Here is a 15,371-nt window from a genome sequence, read left to right as displayed (position 1 = left end):
GCTCACGGCCCATCCATGGGCCGAAGCGCTTGACGGGCATCCATGCCCGTCACCTCCCTCCGCAAGACCTGCGCTCGGCCTCCTGAAGTCGCAATCTGCGGTGCCTGAACTACCGCGCGCTGAAAAGCAAAAGCAAAAGCAAAGGCAAGGGCAAGGGCAAGGGCAAGGGCAAGGGCAAGGGCAAGGGCAAGGGCAAGGGCAAGGGCAAGGGCACAGGCACAGGCACAGGCACAGGCACAGGCACAGGCACAGGCGAGGTCGCGGCGAAGGCGAGGGACATTGCGCTTGCAGCGCAGGGGCGGGTGGGTATTGGTGCGTGCCGCGCTATGCGCCACAATAGCGATCATTTGCGGAGCCACCCATGACAGACTTCACCCCCGACGCCATCCTCGATGCCACTGGCCTGAACTGCCCAGAACCGGTGATGATGCTGCACACCCACGTACGCAATCTGGCCGCCGGCGGCCTGCTCAAGGTCATCGCCACCGATCCCTCCACCCGCCGCGACATCCCCAAGTTCTGCAACTTCCTCGGCCACGAACTGCTCCAGCAGCAGGAAGAAGCCGGTACCTACCTGTACTGGATTCGCAAGAAAGCCGACTGATCCACGCTGGATCGTGCCGGGCATAGCACCTACACTGCGTTCCCCAGACAGGAGAGCGCCATGCTGATAGTTGCCGACGAGAATATCCCGCTGCTCGATGCATTTTTCCAAGGTTTCGGCGAGATCCGCCGTTTCCCCGGCAGAAGCATGGACGCCGCCAGCGTCAAAGAAGCCGACGTGCTGCTGGTGCGCTCGGTGACCAAAGTCGACCGGCAACTGCTCGAAGGCAGCAAGGTGCGCTTCGTCGGCACCTGCACCATCGGCACCGACCACCTGGACCTGGACTACTTCGCCGAAGCGGGCATCCACTGGAGCAGCGCGCCGGGCTGCAATGCCCGCGGTGTGGTCGACTACGTGCTCGGCAGCCTGCTGACCCTCGCCGACCTGGACGGCGCGGCGCTGCCCCAGCGCACCTATGGCGTGGTTGGCGCAGGGGAGGTCGGTGGCCGGCTGGTGCGCGTGTTGCACGGCATGGGCTGGAAGGTGCTGGTCTGCGACCCGCTGCGCCAGGCGGCTGAAGGCGGCGATTTCGTCAGCCTGCAAACAGTGCTTGAACAATGCGATGTGATCAGCCTGCATACCCCCTTGCAGCGTGACGGCGAGCACCCCACCTGGCACCTGCTGGGCCAAGCGCAGCTCGCGCAACTGCGCCCTGGCGCATGGCTGATCAACGCCAGCCGTGGGCCGGTGGTCGACAACCTTGCCCTGCGAGAGCTGCTATTGGACCGCGAAGACGTGCACGCCGTGCTCGATGTATGGGAGGGCGAACCCCAAGTCGACCTGCAACTGGCCGACCTCTGCACCCTGGCCACGCCGCACATCGCCGGCTACAGCCTCGATGGCCGCCAGCGCGGCACGGCGCAGATCTACCAGGCATTGTGCCGCTTCCTGGGTGAAGACGAGCGCGTGCAGTTGCAGGATCTGCTGCCCAAACCGCCACTGGCGCAGATCGAGTTCGATGGCGAAGCGGACCTGGGCTGGGCCTTGGCGACCTTGTGCCGGGCGGTGTACGACCCGCGCCGCGACGATGCCGATTTCCGTCGCAGCCTGAGCGACGACGCGGCCGAACAACGCGCGGCCTTCGACCTCTTGCGCAAACAGTACCCGCCACGCCGTGAAATCGAAGGGTTGGCGGTGCGGTTGCCAGGCGAGGCTGCGCAGTTGGTGCAGATGGCCAATGCCTTGGGTGCAGTGGTCGTTTGATGAGCAGGCAGAACATCACGGGCAAATAAAAACCCGGCGCCAGCGCCGGGTTTCAATCAATTCTTCACTCAGCCCTTTTGTACCTTCTTCACCCGGCTGGCTTCCAGGTCCTTGCAGGCCTGCTGGATCATTTGCTCGGTAATCGGTACTTCACGCCCCTGGGCATCGATGATCGAACCACAGACCTTCTGTTGCGGGGTGTTCTGGGGCTTCTGGGTGTCGCTGCCATGCTGCAAGCTCATCTAACGTCTCCTCATCAGGTCCAATATCAAGGTAAACCTGTGCCGTGACTGGCCTGTGACAGCGGCGCTTGGAGGCCACGGCAGTTACAGTCCACCAGAAAGTGCGGTAAACCTCCAGCGATGGCTTAGAACGATGGGCTATAGCCACTGCCAGGCGGGATGAATGGTAGGCTGCTGTTTCACTGTCATTGTGGTCCATCGCCATGCCCGAACCGGTATCTTCACGTCAGCGTCGCGCCTTGTTTCTCTGCTGGCAATTCATGCGCCCATACCGTGGCCAAGCGCTGTTGGCGCTGCTGGCTCTGGTAGTGACCGCCGGCATAACACTGTCCATAGGGCAGGGTATCCGCCTATTGGTGGACCAGGGATTCATGACCCGTTCGGTGCACCAGCTCAATCAGACCATCGGCCTGTTCATGCTTTTGGTGTTGGCGCTGGCGGTCGGTACATTCAGCCGCTTCTACCTGGTTTCCTGGATCGGTGAGCGGTGCGTGGCCGATATTCGCCGCGCCGTCTTCGATCACCTCATAGGCCTGCACCCTGGCTTTTTCGAAGACAACCGCAGCTCGGAGATCCAGTCCCGGCTGACCGCAGATACCACCTTGCTGCAGGCGGTTATCGGCTCATCGCTGTCGATGTTCCTACGCAACGCCCTCATGGTGATCGGCGGTGTCGTGCTGCTTTTCATCACCAACCCCAAGCTCACCGGCATCGTCGTGGTGGCCCTGCCGTTGGTACTGGCACCGATCCTGCTGTTTGGCAGGCGCGTGCGCAGCCTGTCGCGGCAGAGCCAGGACCGGGTGGCGGATGTGGGCAGCTATGTGGCCGAGACGCTGGGGCAGATCAAGACCGTGCAGGCGTACAACCACCAGGCGCTCGATCGCCAGCTCTTCGCCGATACGGTAGAGGCGGCTTTCGCCGTGGCGCGTCAGCGCATCGCGCAGCGGGCCTGGTTGATCACCCTGGTGATCGTGCTGGTGCTGGGCGCGGTGGGGGTGATGTTATGGGTCGGCGGCACGGATGTGATCGCCGGGCGCATCTCCGCAGGCGAACTGGCAGCCTTCGTGTTTTACAGCCTGATCGTCGGCAGTGCCTTCGGAACGCTGAGCGAAGTCATCGGCGAACTGCAGCGCGCTGCCGGTGCGGCCGAGCGTATCGCCGAACTGCTGGCGGCGCGCAGCAGCATCATCGAGCCCGAGCAGCCGTTGGCGCTGCGTCGGCAGGGCACTGGCGGGCATATCGAGCTGAAGAACCTGGTATTCGCTTACCCTTCCAGGCCATCGGTCGCCGCCATCGACAACCTGAGCCTGGTCATCGAGCCAGGCCAGACCGTGGCGCTGGTGGGGCCATCCGGCGCCGGCAAATCGACCCTGTTCGACTTGCTGCTGCGTTTTTACGACCCTCAGCAGGGCGCCATCCTTGTGGATGGCCAGCCAATCACCAGCCTGGCGCTGGGCGATCTACGCCGCCAGTTCGCGCTGGTAGCGCAGAACCCTTCACTGTTCCGCGCTACGGTCGAGGCCAATATCCGCTATGGGCGCCCCGAGGCCAGCCTGGCCGAGGTAGAGGCAGCGGCGCGTGGCGCGCATGCCGACGAGTTCATCCGGCAATTGCCGCAGGGTTACCAGACACCACTGGGCGAGGGCGGTATTGGCCTGTCGGGCGGGCAGCGGCAACGCCTGGCGATTGCCCGAGCGTTGCTGGTGGATGCGCCGATCCTGCTGCTCGACGAAGCCACCAGCGCCCTCGATGCGCAGAGCGAACACTTGATCCAGCAGGCCCTGCCGAGCCTGATGGCGGGCCGCACCACGCTGGTCATCGCCCACCGCCTGGCCACGGTGCAGCATGCTGACCGCATCGCAGTCATCGACAAGGGGCGCCTGGTGGCAGTGGGTACTCACCGTGAACTGCTCGAAAAAAGCCCTTTGTACGCCAGGCTCGCCTCACTGCAGTTCAACAACGCTTGACGCGCCCAAGGCTTGTAACATTTTTGTAGCAATTGCTTGAGAGTATCCCTTCAACTGTTGCGTAAGTGCTCGACCTGGCTGCTATCGATCGATGGCAGCTTTTTTTTGGCCTGCGAACGAGGACATGGACGTCTGTGGCGGCGCTGCCAGCGGCGCGCTGTTTCCTCAATCCTTGTTCCCGAGATCTGCGATGTTGCGAAAATCCCTCAGAGTACAAATTCTTGCCCTGCTCGGCGGCAGCTTGGTGGCGATGCTGCTGATTGCCTTGGTGTGCTTCCAGTTTCTGTCCTCCAGTGTGCGCAGCTATGCCACGCTGGTCGATGGACCACTGAAGGCCTCGCAATCGATCGACGAAGCCAACCTGCAGTTCAAGATCCAGGTGCAGGAGTGGAAGAACGTGCTGCTGCGCGGCCGTCAGCCGGCCGAACTGGAGAAGTACTGGCAGCAGTTCCAGGCCCGTGAGCAGCAGGTCCAGCAATTGCTTGGGCAGCTGATCGACAGCAGTGATCAGAAACTCAAGGAGCCTTTGCAGCAGCTGCGTGACAGCCATCGGCAATTGGGCGCGGCCTACGCGCAGGGGCGCCAGGCTTTTCTGGCGGCAGGGGGTGACCCGGCCGCTGGCGATCTGGCGGTCAAAGGTGTCGACCGTGCTGCCAGCGAGCAGATGAGCGCGTTGGTCGAGCAGTTGCGCGCCGACGCCCGTGAGCGGGCCGTCAGCATCAATGCCAGTGCCGAGCGCACGGTATGGCTGGGTATGCTGGTGATGCTCGGTTCGGCGCTGTTGGTGGGTTTGCTCAGCCTGTGGCGGGTCAACCGCAGCCTGATCGAGCCCATCAGTCAGTTGATCGAATACGTTGCCCAACTGAGCCAAGGCCACTTTGGGGCGCGGGTCGAAAGCCGTCGGGAGGATGAGCTGGGACGCCTTGCGCGTGCCGCCAATACCTTGCGTGATTTCCTTGCCGACACCGTTGGCCGCCTCAAGGACAATGCTCAAGAGCTCGAAGGCGCCAGTGGCCAGCTGCGCAGCATCGCCGGCGACATGGCGCGCGGTACCCATGACCAGTTCCAGCGTACCGATCAGGTGGCGACGGCGATGCACGAGATGTCCGCCACTGCCCAAGAGGTTGCCCGTCACGCCGCCGAAGCCGCGCGGGCGGCCGATGAAGCCGACCACAGTGCCCAGGCCGGCGAGCAGGTCATGCAGCAGACCATCGACATCATTGGCGTGGTCAACCAGGAGATCGCAGGGACTGCGGCGGTAATCCGCGATCTTGAGAATGACAGTTCGCGCATCGGCAAGGTGCTGGAAGTGATCCGTGGGATCGCCGAGCAGACCAACCTGCTGGCGCTCAATGCGGCCATCGAAGCGGCCCGTGCGGGTGAGGCCGGGCGCGGCTTTGCGGTGGTCGCCGACGAGGTGCGTAGCCTGGCTCAGCGCACGGCGGCGTCGATCGCAGAAATCCATCAGATCATCGAGGCGGTTCAGTCTGGTGCCGTGGAGGCGGTCAAGGCCATCGAAAGCGGGCAGCAGCGCAGCGAGGAGGGGGCCGAGCAGGTGCAGCAGGCAGGGCAGATGCTGCAGCGCATCACCGTCGCGGTCGAAGCCATCCGTGACATGAACCGGCAGATCGCCACGGCAGCTGAGGAACAGACCAGTGTGGCCGAGGATATTTCGCGCAACCTGATCGAGATTACCCGCATTGCCACTGCCAACCAGGAGGCAGTGCAGCACACCGAGCAGGCTGGCCAGCGCCTGCATGGGCTGTCGGGGCAGTTGGGTGAAGTCACTTCGCGTCTTACCGCGTAGTACTGATCGCGCACAGCAAAAAGCCCGCACGATGGCGGGCTTTTTGAAGGATCTGGTCGGAGAGACAGGATTCGAACCTGCGGCCTTCTCGTCCCGAACGAGACGCGCTACCTGGCTGCGCTACACTCCGATGAACAAAATCCTACTGCATGGTTTTTTCGAACGCAAGCCCTTGTTGTTAAAAGGCCTTAGGCCCGAAACAGGGCGTTCGATCAGAGCTCTTTGACGGTACGAACCTGGTCTTTGTTCAGGCGTGTACGCTTGCCATCGAGTTGCTCGAACTCATAGAAGCCAGAGTCCTCGTCGAAGGACGGAGTGTCCACAGCCTGGATCTCGCGGCCGTCGTTCAGGGTGATAACGGTCGGCGAGGCGCAGCCAGCGAGGGCGCCCAGGCCCAGGGCGAGCATGAAGGCGGGAAGGGTCCGTTTAATCATCGTGTTTCTCCAGTGCGATGGTGCTAGATGACGTTAAGACGCAAGGCGTCTGCGCAAGTTCCTTGCACAGTGCAGCATAGCGCCAAACCCAGGGTATTGACCTGGGTCTGTCGGAGTTGTCGCAGGGCAGGCTGTGATATAAATGCGCCATCCCTTTCTCCTGCGATGGACACTCATGAAAGCCAAGGCAGATACCCCCTTCGTGGCCCTGAACATTGCCGTGCTGACCGTCAGCGACACCCGGACCTTTGAAACCGACACCTCCGGGCAGACCTTCGTCGACCGCCTGACTGCGGCGGGCCACCAGCTGGCTGAGCGCAAGCTGCTCAAGGACGATCTCTACAAGATCCGCGCCCAGGTCGCCACCTGGATCGCCGATGACGGCGTGCAGGTCGTGCTGATTACCGGCGGCACCGGCTTTACGGGGCGCGACAGTACGCCTGAGGCTGTGGCCTGCCTGCTGGACAAGCAGGTAGAAGGCTTCGGCGAACTGTTCCGGCAGATCTCCGTCGCCGATATCGGCACGTCCACCGTTCAGTCGCGCGCCTTGGCCGGCCTGGCCAACGGCACGCTGGTATGCTGCCTGCCGGGCTCGACCAATGCTGTGCGCACCGGTTGGGACGGCATCCTCGCCGAGCAACTCGATGCCCGCCATCGTCCGTGCAATTTCGTTGCGCACCTGAAGCAGGTTGCGGCCTGTGAAAGCCGTGGCTGAGGCATCTCCGGCCCGGCCACTGATGGCGGTGGAGGAGGCGCTGGAGCGCCTGCTGGCCTTGGCCGAGGCCGCGCCGATCAGGGACATCGAAACCGTCTCGCTGGCAGAGGCCGAGGGCCGGGTGCTGGCGACCGACCTGGTGGCCTCGCTCGACCTGCCGCCCTGGCCCAACAGTGCCATGGATGGCTACGCACTGCGTCTGGCCGATTACCAAGGCCTGCCATTACCCGTCAGCCAGCGCATTTTCGCCGGGCACGCGCCCGAGCCTTTGCAGCCCGGCACGTGCGCACGGATCTTCACCGGTGCCCCGCTGCCGGCCGGTGCCGACTGCGTCGAGATGCAGGAAAACACCGAGGTGCTGGAGGATGGCCGGGTACGTTTTCTCGAGCGGATGAGGCTTGAGCAGAATGTCCGCCCCCAGGGCCAGGAAACACGCCAGGGTGAACAGGTGATGGTCGCAGGTACGCGCCTGGGCCCGATCGAACTGGGGTTGGCCGCAACGTTGGGGCATGCTCGGCTGCAGGTGGTGCGCCGGGTACGGGTGGCCGTGTTGTCCACCGGTGACGAGTTGGTCGAGCCAGGGTTGCCACTGGGCCCAGGGCAGATCTACAACAGCAACCGGCGCCTGCTGGTTAGCTGGTTGCAACGCCTGGGCTGTGAAGTGCAGGACATGGGCATCCTCCCTGATGACCTGGTGCTCACTCGCCAATGCCTGGCCAGCTTGGGTGATGTCGACCTGATCCTGTCCACCGGGGGTGTCTCGGTGGGCGAGGCCGATTACCTGGGCGCGGCGCTGCGTGAGGCGGGCCAGCTGGCCTTGTGGAAGCTGGCGATCAAACCTGGCAAGCCGCTGACATTCGGGCACTATCAAGGCGTGCCGGTGATCGGCCTGCCCGGCAATCCTGCGTCGACACTGGTGACCTTCGGCCTGCTTACGCGCCCGTACTTGCTTCGCCGCCAAGGGGTGGCGCAGGTCACTCCGCTACGTTTCGACGTCCCTGCAGGTTTCGACTGGCCCAAGGCCGGAACCCGGCGCGAATACCTGCGGGCGCGGATCGATAACGGCCGGGTGCACATCTACAAGAACCAGAGCTCTGGTGTGCTGCGCAGCGCCGCCTGGGCTGACGGCTTGGTGGAGGTGCGCGAAGGCAGCACGCCGCAGCAGGGTGACAGCGTCACGTTCATCCCACTGAGCGAGCTACTTGGCTGAACGCCCAAGCCACGGGTCTGAAGGTTGCGGGGCGGTGGCAGGCGCTGACTGGGTCAGGCGCATGTGCACGGTCTCCAGTTGCTGCGCCGCCACGCTCCAGTCATGGCGCTGCCGGGCGAACTGGCGGCCGGCCTGGCTCAGTTGGCTCATGCGCCAGGGTTGGTTGAGTAACTGGGTAATCAGCAGTGCCAGCTGGTCACCGTCATCGCTGCCCAGGTAATGCTCGCCGCTGTTCACGGCAAGGCCTGAAACGCCCTTGCTGGTGGTGATCACCGGCAGCCCGGCAGCCATGGCTTCGAGAATCTTGACCTTGGAGCCGCCGGCGTAGCGCAGGGGGGCGAAGAACAGCGCCGAGCGCCGCTGCAGTTCGCGAAGGTCAGGGCGATAACCTAACCACTCGATGCGGGGATCGTTCCAGTGCAACTTCCATGAGGCCGGCATGGCATGCCCGGCTATGGCCAGGCGCACAGCAGGGTTGCTCATCCATACCTGAGGCAGGATTTCTTCCAGCGCCCATTCGATGGCCTCAAGGTTCGCGCCGTATTCGAAGTTGCCAACGAACAGCAGGCGCTGGCTGTGCAGCGCGGGGCATACCTGTTGGTAATACGCGCAATCTACACCGTTGACCACGACGTTCACTGGGCGCCCGCTGATCTGGCTGATCAGGTCGACGTCATGGGCGCTCACCGCCACCACTTCGGTGGGTTGGCAGAGTACGCGTTGCTCCCAGCGACGATAGCGCCAGCGATCGAACGCGTTGAGTGGGCGTAGCCAAAGGGGCAAGCGGTCATGGCAGGCGGCGCCCATTACCGATTCGAGTGTGTGTTCGCTGAGCATGTAGGGCAGGCCGCGGGCCTGCAGGGCTTTTTCGAAGGGTTGGAAGGCATAGCTGTGTTCGATCTGGATGACGTCCCAGGGCTCGTCCAGCAATTGCTCGAAGCGGTGGCGCAGGCGAGGTGCCAAGCCATTGATGATTGCCCGCATGGGGTAGTCGATGATCGGTGAGGCCAGCAGATTGAGCGGGCTGTGCAAGGCTCGGCGGGGGAGTACGATCAGCCGTTCGACCAATGGCTCCAGCGCTGCGCGGGTGGCATCGTTGAGCGGGATTTTCGACTGCACCAGCAAGGTGATCCGATGCCCGTGCTGCGCCAGGGCGCGTAGCAGGTGGTATTGCCGGGTCTTGCTGCCACTGGTGGTGGGCCAAGGCAGGTAGGGCAGCGTCCAGAGTATGCGCATGAACCACAATCCTCGCTAAAGGCTGCAGACAAAAAACGCGCCCATTGGCAGTCAGCGGATGGCTGCAACCGGCACGCGTCCATACATTTCAGTAAAGCCCACGCTATCGTCTTCGCCGAGGTAGTCGATGTGGTCGATCCTGCAGGGGGTCAGAACGCTCATTTCACACTCTCGACTTGGCGCTGCACCTAGGGCTGATGGGTCGCTCTGCCAGGGTTCTGGCGTTAAAAAAGTCAAAAAAACGACTCTTTTGTCGCTAAATACCGGCATTGGCCAAATATTTGTCGATCATGCGCCTGATGGCCGAAGCTTTCAATCGGTTGATGCGCGGCGGACGATTTTTGTGCAAATACATGCGGGTCTTAGTGCTAGGTCAGCTCCTGCATGCAGCAATCTGCCGCCGCCTGTGGTCGAGATCTGCAATGGGCTGTCCCTTGGGAGAAGCGTAATGGGTAAGGCAATGGTGATCCTGCACGGCAAGCAGGCGATGAACGAAGATGTGCGCACGGCCGTCCTCGCCCAGCGTGAGCGGGGCTGGACGCTGGATGTGCGGGTGACCTGGGAGGCGGGTGATGCCCAGCGGCTGGTGGCCGAGGCGCTGGCCGCCGGCTACACCCATGTGGTCGCAGGGGGTGGCGACGGTACTTTGCGTGATGTTGCCGAAGCCATGGGGCAGGCGAACACGCAGGCCAGCCTGGCACTGCTGCCGTTGGGCACCGCCAACGACTTCGCTAAAGCCGCGGGCGTGTCATTGCAGCCGGCTGAGGCATTGGCGCTGCTGGACATGCCGGCTCGGCCAATCGATTTGGGCAAGGTTGGCGACCAGATGTTTCTGAACATGGCCACCGGCGGGTTCGGCAGTCAGGTCACTGCCAACACCTCCGAGGACCTGAAGAAGGTACTGGGCGCAGCGGCTTACTTGTTTACCGGGCTGTCGCGCTTCAGTGAGTTGCAGGCCGCGTCTGTGGAGCTGACAGGCCCGGACTTCCACTGGCAGGGTGACTTGCTGGCGCTGGGCATCGGCAATGGCCGCCAGGCAGGTGGTGGCCAGGTTTTGTGTGGCGATGCCCTGGTGGATGACGGCCAGCTCGACATCGCTATCCTGCCGGCACCGCAAGAAGTGGTAGGGGCACTGCGTGAGCTGCTGGCCGGCGAAGGGCTGTTCGTTCGGGCTCGCTTGCCCTGGGTCGAAATCAAAAGCTCCCAAGGCCTGGACATCAACCTCGACGGTGAGCCGTTACAGGCTGACAGCCTGCGCTTCGAGGCCCTGCCTGCGGCGCTGCGTTTGCACCTGCCGCCAAATTCGCCGCTGCTCAGTCATCCAGGCTGATGATTTTCTCGCGTACGGCGAACAGTACCAGCCCCGCAACGTCGTAGATCTGCAGGCGTTTCATGATCTGCGAGCGATGGGTTTCCACCGTTTTGATCGACAAGGCAAGGCCGGCAGCGATCTCGCGGGTGGATTTGCCCCGTACGATCAGGCGCAGGATTTCCAGCTGCCGCGCAGTGAGGTTATGGCGGTCGATGTTCGGCTGCTTGCCCTGCTGGGCACGCATGAGTGCCTGGTTGATCACCGTGTGGGCGATGGCCGGGCTGAGGTAGCGCTCGCCACTGCGCAGTGCTGCCAGTGCCTGCTCCAGCTCCATTGCGGTGGCATCTTTGAGCAGGTAGCCGTGGGCGCCGCTTTCCAGGGCGCGCATGATCAGGTCCGGATCGGTGTGCATGGACAGGATCAGCACTTTGCAAGGGTTGCCTGAGGCGCGCAGCAAGGTGAGCGCATCGAGGCCGCTGGTCATGCGCATGGAAATGTCGAGCAATACGATGTCGGGCGCCAGTTGCTGAGCTTGCTCGAGCAGTTGGCCGCCATCGTCGGCTTCGCCGACCACGGTGTAGCCGGGGATGTCAGACACCAAGGCACGTACCCCGGCTCGAATCAGCGAATGGTCATCGACCAGCAGCAGTCTACAGGTCATTGGATAGCAGGTGTCCTGGCGCGTTCATCGGTGCGGGGTGTCCATGGGAACAAGACCTCGATGCGGGTGCCCAGGCCCAGCTGGCTGGTGATTTTCAGCGTGCCCTGCAGTGCTGTGGCACGCTCCTGCATGCCCGCCATGCCGCGCTGGCCTGCCTCGGCGGGATTGGCGGCGGGGATGAAGCCCTGGCCATCGTCCTCTATCGACAAGCTCAGGCCGGCGGGGCTGCGCTGCAGGCGGATGGTCAGGTTGCGCGCCTTGGCATGGCGCAATATGTTGGTGACCGCCTCTTGCGCGATGCGAAAAGCAGCCATGCTCACCTCCTCGCAAATGCCACCCAGCCTTTGATGGCACTCCAGGCTCCAATGCATGTCGGTGCTTGCGAGCGTGCGCACCAGATGTGCACGCAGGCTGGCTTCCAGGCCAAGGCTTGCCAGCTGCCGTGGGTTGAGGATTGCAGAGACGTCGCGCACTTTGCTCAGCGTGTCATCGAGTGTGCTGCGCAGGGTGCCGCATTGGGCCTGCAGATCGCTTGGCAGCCGCCGCTGCAACCACTCCAGCTGTAATTTGGCAGCGGTCAGCAGCTGGCCAATGTCGTCATGCAGTTCGCGGCTCAGGTGCTGGCGTTCGCTTTCCTGGACTTTGAGCATACGATCGGCCAGCTCTGCCGGGCGCAAGCTGATAGACCTGGCCCCTAGGCCCAAGTGCCAGCCGACCCCGCACATTGCTATCAGCTGTAACAGCATCAGGCTCGCCGGTATGGCATGCCCGGCGGTGAACAGCAGCAGGTTGGCAAATAGTGACGCCACGCACAGCAATGCGGTGGCCCAGCGCAGTGCAGCGGAGAGGGAGCGGCAACGCAGGGCATTTTTCAAGCGTGGGAGCATAGATGGGAAGCCACTGAAACCTTGCTGATGGAGGCCTTGCGCATGTCTTGCCGGAGGCTTTGGCGTGCTGCTTTCAATAAATGCCAAGTGCGCGTTGAGGCGATCCATATACGGGTGACCGGTACTTGTTAGTGGGCATGGTATCACTTCAGGACTGTTTGGTCGCGAGTGGGGTATTGCTTTGAAACCTCAAGGTTTGCGGGGCCATCAGGGGGCTGCGAAGGCCTGATTCGAGCAGCAGATAGCCATCATCGATTGCCCTGGATGGCCCGCCCAGTTCAACTTGCGCGAATACCGGTAAACAGGCTGTAGGAACTTTCGGCCCTTCACTAGTTGGACCCGGATTCGGTCTTTCAGCGCCGCCTTAGTTGCAGGTCGTCAATGACTGCTAGTGCGTTTTTCTGCGCAAGTTGAGCGGCTGTCCATGGGGCCAGCCTGGGGCGTGTCAGCACGTTCGCTGTGCGTTTCCTGGCAAGGCGCACACGTTTGCGGCAATGGTTGGTCCAATGCGTTTGCCAGCTCAGCCAGCAAGGCGGTCTGTTCGCTGGTATCGAGGGCAAGCCGGCCGGTGTGCGTATCCACAAGCTCAAGTTGCCAGGCCAGGAGGGTCAGGCATTCCGCCAGTGCAGGCAAGGCTTGATTGTGCAGGTGCAACTGGCTGCAGGCCGGGGCGAGCAGTTGCTGCAAGGCGCAGGCGTAGTGGGCGACTTCAAGCAGGCCCAGGCCGCTGGCGCGCCGGGCAAGAGTATCGAGGGTGTTGATCAGGCAATGGCAGGCGTCAGGGTCATTGGCGATCAGTTCCAGGTGGTGCAGGCACTCCTGGGACTGGGTCAGCAACACTTGCGCATCCAGCAGAAAATCCTGCAGAGCGCTGCTGTCGAAAGCTGAACTGCCCATCATGTGGTCCCGGCCCGTAACGAGGGAGCGGGGGACGGCCAAGCCGTGTCGTTCGCTAGCAAAAGCCTGACTCCATTCATGCAGTGAGAATGGCGTCACATTAATGGCTAAAGGATAGCGCGAACATCAGGTTGCACCCGGTTGACGCTAGGGGTTTCCCTGATGGTGATCTAGGGGTGGAGAGCTACTCAAGGCCAATGTGTCCCAGGCCGGGCAACTGCAGTAAAGCATGATGTTAATATGATATCAATTGGCTCGCGAAGCATTTTCGTTCAAGGGTCAAGCTGCGCATGCAGCAGCCGATACAGGGTGGATGAACTCACTTTATTCCGAATTGAGCCTGGGGGTTTTCCAATGGCTGGCATTCTCGACACGGTAGACCAACGAACGCAACTGGTGGGTGAGAACCGCCTGGAAATCCTGATGTTCCGCCTGGCCGGGCGCCAGTTATTCGCCATCAATGTGTTCAAGGTGCAAGAAGTGCTGCAGCTGCCCAAGTTGACATTGATGCCACAGCGCCACGCGTTCGTCTGTGGCGTGGTCAACCTGCGAGGGCAGACCTTGCCGGTGATCGACCTGTCCCAGGCAATCGGCATGCGCCCGCTGCAGCCGGGGCCGGACAGCACCATCATCGTTACCGAGTACAACCGCTCGGTGCAGGCGTTCCTGGTGGGTGGGGTCGATCGCATCGTCAACATGAACTGGGAAGCCATCATGCCTCCGCCTTCCAGCGCGGGCCGCCAGCATTACCTGACGGCGATCACCAAGGTGGACGAAAACCTGGTGGAGGTCATCGACGTCGAGAAAGTGCTGGCCGAGATCGTGCCTTACAACGCGAAGGTCTCCAACGACAAGCTCGCTGACCCGATACTGGCGCGCGCCCGTGGCCGTGAAGTGCTGCTGGTGGACGACTCCAGCGTGGCGCTGGCGCAGCTGCGTGACACCCTGTCGCAACTGGGGATGAAACTGCATGTTGCCAGCGATGGCCTGAAGGCTTTGCGCATGCTCAAGGGCTGGGCCGATGCCGGCGAGGACATGAGCGAAAAACTGCTGATGGTGTTCACTGACGCAGAAATGCCGGAAATGGACGGTTATCGGCTGACCACGGAAATCCGCAGCGATGCCCGCCTGCGCAAGCTGTACGTGGTGTTGCACACCTCGCTGTCAGGCAGTTTCAACGAGTCCATGGTCAAGAAAGTCGGCTGCGACAATTTCCTTTCCAAGTTCCAGCCTGATCGCCTGGTCGACGTGGTCAAGCAGCGGTTGCTGCTGGATTCGACCACTGCGTGATCCGTGCGGTAGCCGGGTATAATCTGGCATTTGGCACGGCACGAGGCAGGCAGGGATGTTTCTGAGTGAGCTGTATCGGTATCCGGTGAAGTCGGCGCAGGCGCAGCGCCTGCAGGCTTCACTGGTGGACAATCTGGGGTTGGCGGGTGACCGACGCTGGCTCGTGGTCGAGCAAGACAACGGGCGCTTTCTCACCCAGCGCGCCTGGCCGCAGCTCAGCCAGCTCAAGGCTGGCGAAGGGGAGGCGGGTACGCTGCTGCTGGAGGCCCCGGGGCTGCCCGCTCTGCATGTGAAGGTGCCGCCTGCAGATGATGGCCTGCGCGGCGTGACCATCTGGCGTGACACGTTGCGTGTGCCGGATGCCGGCGATGAGGCGGCGGCCTGGTTATCGCAATTGCTCGGCAAGCCAGTGCGGTTGGTCCACTGCCCGGAACATCGGGCGCGCTACCTGCCCAGCGGTTATGGCTTGAACAGCGACAGGGCGGCCTTCCCCGATGGTTTCCCGTTATTGCTGATTGGCGAGGGTTCGCTGCAAGAGCTGAACCGGCGCATTGGCCGGCCCATGGAGATGCTGCGTTTTCGACCCAATCTGGTGGTGCAGGGCGCAGAACCGTTTGCCGAAGATGGCTGGAAGCGCATTCGCATTGGCGGGCTGGAGTTTCGCCTGCTCAAGCCGAGCGTGCGGTGCATCTTCACCACGCTGGACCCTGAAACCGGAGCGCGCAGCCCGGACCGGGAGCCGTTGACCACCCTCAAGACCTTTCGCGAGCGCGAGGGTGACATCCTGTTCGGGCAGAACCTGGCGGTGGATGGCTGTGGGCGGCTTGAGGTAGGGATGAAGGTCGAAGTGCTGGAGTAGCGGTAGCAAGCAGGTGCCTCTTCGCGAGTTGGCCCGCGAAGAGGCGG

General features: G+C 62.7%; 15 protein-coding genes, 1 tRNA gene and 1 pseudogene. 10 read left to right on the top strand and 7 right to left on the bottom strand.

The features are described from left to right. Window positions 1-361 precede the first annotated feature (361 nt). The gene (gene tusA / locus ACIPZH_RS14875; protein ID WP_012313540.1) at window positions 362-604 is read left to right on the top strand and encodes a sulfurtransferase TusA; all 243 of its coding nucleotides are present in this window, start codon (window positions 362-364) and stop codon (window positions 602-604) included. Between the two features lie 60 nt (window positions 605-664). Further along, window positions 665-1,807, top strand: a complete 1,143-nt coding sequence (pdxB, locus tag ACIPZH_RS14870) for a 4-phosphoerythronate dehydrogenase PdxB (RefSeq protein WP_241803146.1) — start codon at window positions 665-667, stop codon at window positions 1,805-1,807. A 68-nt stretch (window positions 1,808-1,875) separates the two neighbouring features. On the opposite strand, the gene ACIPZH_RS14865 is transcribed toward pdxB, so the two are convergent. Next, complete coding sequence (locus ACIPZH_RS14865) at window positions 1,876-2,049, bottom strand: PA1571 family protein (RefSeq protein ID WP_241803147.1); 174 nt, start codon at window positions 2,047-2,049, stop codon at window positions 1,876-1,878. A gap of 203 nt (window positions 2,050-2,252) precedes the next feature. On the opposite strand from ACIPZH_RS14865, the gene ACIPZH_RS14860 reads away from it, so the two are divergent. From ACIPZH_RS14860 to ACIPZH_RS14850, 3 genes and pseudogenes are all read left to right on the top strand, one after another. After that, window positions 2,253-4,016 carry an ABC transporter transmembrane domain-containing protein gene (locus tag ACIPZH_RS14860; protein ID WP_400636687.1) on the top strand — a complete coding sequence of 588 codons (1,764 nt, stop codon included), beginning with the start codon at window positions 2,253-2,255 and terminating at the stop codon, window positions 4,014-4,016. A gap of 91 nt (window positions 4,017-4,107) precedes the next feature. After that, window positions 4,108-4,938 (top strand): annotated as a pseudogene (locus tag ACIPZH_RS14855) (methyl-accepting chemotaxis protein); the annotation flags it as partial. A 117-nt stretch (window positions 4,939-5,055) separates the two neighbouring features. After that, the gene (locus ACIPZH_RS14850) at window positions 5,056-5,823 is read left to right on the top strand and encodes a methyl-accepting chemotaxis protein (protein ID WP_400636696.1); all 768 of its coding nucleotides are present in this window, start codon (window positions 5,056-5,058) and stop codon (window positions 5,821-5,823) included. Between the two features lie 53 nt (window positions 5,824-5,876). On the opposite strand, the gene ACIPZH_RS14845 is transcribed toward ACIPZH_RS14850, so the two are convergent. Both ACIPZH_RS14845 and ACIPZH_RS14840 read right to left on the bottom strand, forming a co-directional pair. Further along, a tRNA-Pro gene (locus tag ACIPZH_RS14845) sits at window positions 5,877-5,953 on the bottom strand. Between the two features lie 82 nt (window positions 5,954-6,035). Beyond that, window positions 6,036-6,257, bottom strand: coding sequence for a YgdI/YgdR family lipoprotein (locus ACIPZH_RS14840; protein ID WP_012313545.1), 222 nt, complete (start codon window positions 6,255-6,257; stop codon window positions 6,036-6,038). Between the two features lie 175 nt (window positions 6,258-6,432). Here ACIPZH_RS14840 and moaB point away from each other — a divergent pair, with 175 nt between their 5' ends. Both moaB and glp read left to right on the top strand, forming a co-directional pair. Beyond that, the gene (gene moaB / locus ACIPZH_RS14835; RefSeq protein WP_400627062.1) at window positions 6,433-6,972 is read left to right on the top strand and encodes a molybdenum cofactor biosynthesis protein B; all 540 of its coding nucleotides are present in this window, start codon (window positions 6,433-6,435) and stop codon (window positions 6,970-6,972) included. Continuing rightward, window positions 6,956-8,182 (top strand): gephyrin-like molybdotransferase Glp, encoded by a 1,227-nt coding sequence (gene glp, locus ACIPZH_RS14830; protein WP_400636686.1) that lies wholly within the window; start codon window positions 6,956-6,958, stop codon window positions 8,180-8,182. Before moaB ends, glp begins: the two co-directional genes overlap by 17 nt. Here the strand turns inward: glp and ACIPZH_RS14825 are convergent. Beyond that, window positions 8,171-9,418, bottom strand: a complete 1,248-nt coding sequence (locus tag ACIPZH_RS14825) for a glycosyltransferase family 4 protein (protein WP_400636685.1) — start codon at window positions 9,416-9,418, stop codon at window positions 8,171-8,173. The genes glp and ACIPZH_RS14825 overlap by 12 nt on opposite strands. 448 nt (window positions 9,419-9,866) lie before the next feature. Here ACIPZH_RS14825 and yegS point away from each other — a divergent pair, with 448 nt between their 5' ends. Further along, window positions 9,867-10,748 carry a lipid kinase YegS gene (gene yegS / locus ACIPZH_RS14820; RefSeq protein ID WP_241803153.1) on the top strand — a complete coding sequence of 294 codons (882 nt, stop codon included), beginning with the start codon at window positions 9,867-9,869 and terminating at the stop codon, window positions 10,746-10,748. Here yegS and ACIPZH_RS14815 read toward each other — a convergent pair. From ACIPZH_RS14815 to ACIPZH_RS14805, 3 genes are all read right to left on the bottom strand, one after another. After that, window positions 10,732-11,391 (bottom strand): response regulator transcription factor, encoded by a 660-nt coding sequence (locus ACIPZH_RS14815; protein WP_241803154.1) that lies wholly within the window; start codon window positions 11,389-11,391, stop codon window positions 10,732-10,734. The genes yegS and ACIPZH_RS14815 overlap by 17 nt on opposite strands. Further along, the gene (locus ACIPZH_RS14810) at window positions 11,388-12,278 is read right to left on the bottom strand and encodes a sensor histidine kinase (protein ID WP_400636683.1); all 891 of its coding nucleotides are present in this window, start codon (window positions 12,276-12,278) and stop codon (window positions 11,388-11,390) included. The genes ACIPZH_RS14815 and ACIPZH_RS14810 overlap by 4 nt, the downstream gene beginning before the upstream one ends. A gap of 378 nt (window positions 12,279-12,656) precedes the next feature. Continuing rightward, window positions 12,657-13,178, bottom strand: coding sequence for a histidine kinase (locus ACIPZH_RS14805; protein WP_400636682.1), 522 nt, complete (start codon window positions 13,176-13,178; stop codon window positions 12,657-12,659). 351 nt (window positions 13,179-13,529) lie between these two features. On the opposite strand from ACIPZH_RS14805, the gene ACIPZH_RS14800 reads away from it, so the two are divergent. After that, entirely contained in the window at window positions 13,530-14,465 is a 936-nt protein-coding gene (locus ACIPZH_RS14800; protein WP_241803157.1) for a chemotaxis protein CheV, read from the top strand. Between the two features lie 55 nt (window positions 14,466-14,520). After that, window positions 14,521-15,324: an MOSC domain-containing protein gene (locus ACIPZH_RS14795; protein WP_400636680.1), complete on the top strand. Its 804-nt coding sequence runs from the start codon at window positions 14,521-14,523 to the stop codon at window positions 15,322-15,324. Window positions 15,325-15,371 lie beyond the last annotated feature (47 nt).

The sequence above is a fragment of the Pseudomonas sp. NPDC089758 genome (genome assembly GCF_044748705.1).
GTDB lineage: Bacteria > Pseudomonadota > Gammaproteobacteria > Pseudomonadales > Pseudomonadaceae > Aquipseudomonas > Aquipseudomonas putida_X.
This window is presented reverse-complemented; position numbering and strand designations above follow the sequence as displayed.